This window comes from uncultured Thiocystis sp. (genome assembly GCF_903866365.1).
Lineage (GTDB): Bacteria > Pseudomonadota > Gammaproteobacteria > Chromatiales > Chromatiaceae > Chromatium.
In genome coordinates this window covers 1-2,173 of sequence record NZ_CAIPNF010000417.1, presented here as the reverse complement: position 1 = coordinate 2,173, position 2,173 = coordinate 1, and the positions used below count along the sequence as shown (strand labels likewise).

At 64.7% G+C, this 2,173-nt stretch carries 3 protein-coding genes and 1 tRNA gene; 3 read left to right on the top strand and 1 reads right to left on the bottom strand.

Annotated elements, in window-relative coordinates; all coding sequences use genetic code 11:
• Nucleotides 1-164: 164 nt before the first annotated feature.
• Nucleotides 165-530, top strand: a complete 366-nt coding sequence (locus QZY07_RS23125; RefSeq protein ID WP_295408049.1) for a hypothetical protein — start codon at nucleotides 165-167, stop codon at nucleotides 528-530.
• Nucleotides 527-1,165, top strand: a complete 639-nt coding sequence (locus QZY07_RS23120) for a 3'-5' exonuclease (protein ID WP_295408046.1) — start codon at nucleotides 527-529, stop codon at nucleotides 1,163-1,165. Before QZY07_RS23125 ends, QZY07_RS23120 begins: the two co-directional genes overlap by 4 nt.
• Before the next feature lie 258 nt (nucleotides 1,166-1,423).
• On the opposite strand, the gene QZY07_RS23115 is transcribed toward QZY07_RS23120, so the two are convergent.
• Nucleotides 1,424-1,499, bottom strand: a tRNA-Thr gene (locus tag QZY07_RS23115).
• Nucleotides 1,500-1,671: 172 nt separating this feature from the next.
• On the opposite strand from QZY07_RS23115, the gene QZY07_RS23110 reads away from it, so the two are divergent.
• The coding region (locus QZY07_RS23110; RefSeq protein WP_295408044.1) for an FAD-binding protein at nucleotides 1,672-2,173 on the top strand (502 nt) is incomplete at its 3' end.

Here is a 2,173-nt window from a genome sequence, read left to right as displayed (position 1 = left end):
GAGCGGTATCGAACGCTGGCCGGACGCGAGGCGCCCGTCGTGACAGGCGAACGCCCCGGCGTCGAACAGCGCCATAGCGACGCGGCCGCCCGCGCGGTGATTGCGCAGGAACTCGGGCACGGACGGACCGAGGTCGTGTCGTCGTATCTCGGAGGCAGCTCTCCGTGCTACTGCGACGCGCGCAGCCAGGGGCCAAGAGCGGGGTCCAGGGGCACCTCAAACGCGCGACCCGGATGCAGGCGCTCATCGCCGAGCGGTTCGGGGTCCGCGAACCCTATCAATTCAAAGCCAAGCACCTGCGCTGGGTGCTGGAACATGGCACCGCCGAACTCGCGCCCAGTTCGAGGTACGACTATTGGCGCACCGCGCGGGCACTCGCCGCCATTCTGGGCCACTGGCCCGACTGGGAGCCGCATCTGCGCGGCTCCTGGATCTCGCCGAACGGCATCGCGGCACCGCCAGGCATCGGCGGCAGGCCCGCAAAACTCGCTCGTCAACCATCATCCATCCACCGAGAGAACCGCCCATGAAGACTGAGGAATCCACCATGAATGCCGAGCCCATCGATCTCGATACGCGCTTCGTGAGTGTGTATACGACCGCGACCTTTCCGCAGAACGGCGAAATCCTCGAAATCGCCGTTCTGGATGCGGCGGGGACGCTCCTGTTCGAGTCCTATGTCCGCCCGTACTGGCACGCGGACTGGGCGGAGTCGACGCAGAAATTCGGCGTGACGCCCGCGGATGTCGCGACCGCCCCGCCCCTGGACGTGCTGCGCCCGGTACTGCAGGCGATCCTCGCGGGTCAGCGACTGGTGCTGTTCAATGCGCCGATGGATGCCTGCAGTGACGGACTGGCGTCGCTGCTGAGCGAAACGTGGGAGGTACGCTGTGCGATGCGTGAGTTCGCGCCGGCGTTCGGCGACTGGAATACCCGGCGCCGCGCTTATCGCTGGAAAAGTCTGAACGAGGCGGGACGCCATGTGGGCTTCGAGTGGCCACGGGAGCGCCGGCGCGCCCGCCATGACGCGCTGGCGACCCGTGCCATCTGGCAGTATCTGGAGGAGACGGTCGCGCCGGAGCAGCGGTTGTTACAGCAGGCGGTGTGGGTACCGCTCGTGATCAGCGCGGCGGCAGACCCTCTGAATGGGGCTGTAGCCCGTTAACCCACTTGCCAGACGGAACCGTGAGCTCGTCTGGCACCCTTATCAGATTGCGGCGTTCTTCGCCGCGAAGCACGACGCGCCGCCAACTGCCAGGGACGACGAAACTGCGATCAGATTACCGTGGGATCTGTCGAGGAATCAGGGCTGCCGACGCACGCGAACGAGTCGCAGTGTCTGACGCAGTCACGCGCTTCCGTCTACACCGTGCCTACATGAAAAAAGGCTTGCCGGATCACTCCATGCAAGCCTTTGATTTTATGGAGCTGACGGTCGGATTCGAACCGACAACCTGCTGATTACAAATCAGCTGCTCTGCCAACTGAGCTACGCCAGCTTGAGAAGCGCGACACGTTACTCTGCGTCCGCGACAGCCGGATTCTACAGTGAAGACCGGGGGTTTCTCAACGGGCAAAGTCTGGCCCTGATGATTCTCTGTTTACTGAAGACGGGCGAGGCTCTAGGCTCACGGCTTCGATCCGCATTCCCTATTCGAGGTCTCGGACGCCATGAGCCTGATTCAACCGACACGAATCCCTTTCGACGACGCACGGCTGGCGACGGCTCGGGCCGGCTTGCTGCCCGCGCTGCGCGCCTTTCTGCCCGACGATGCGATTCTGGCGCGGCAGGAGGAGGTGAGTCCTTATGAGTGCGACGGTCTCTCGGCCTACCGGCAGTTGCCTTTGCTGGTGGTGCTGCCGCGCACGGTGGAGGAGGTCCAGCGGATTCTGCGCCTGTGCCATGAGCGCGAGGTGCCGGTTGTCGCGCGCGGTGCGGGGACCGGGTTGTCGGGTGGTGCCTTGCCGCTGAGCGATGGGATTGTGTTGAGCCTGGCGCGCTTCAACCGGATTCTGGAGCTGAATCCACAGGCCCGAACCGCGCGCGTTCAGCCAGGGGTGCGCAATCAGGCGATCACCGAGGCGGCGACGGTCCACGGGCTCTATTACGCGCCGGATCCGTCGAGCCAGATCGCCTGCACCATCGGCGGGAATGTGGCGGAAAATTCGGGTG

Bases quoted from the DNA above. Each gene is read 5' to 3' on its own strand.
- QZY07_RS23120 (WP_295408046.1), top strand. From the start codon at position 527: ATGAAGACTGAGGAATCCACCATGAATGCCGAGCCCATCGATCTCGAT.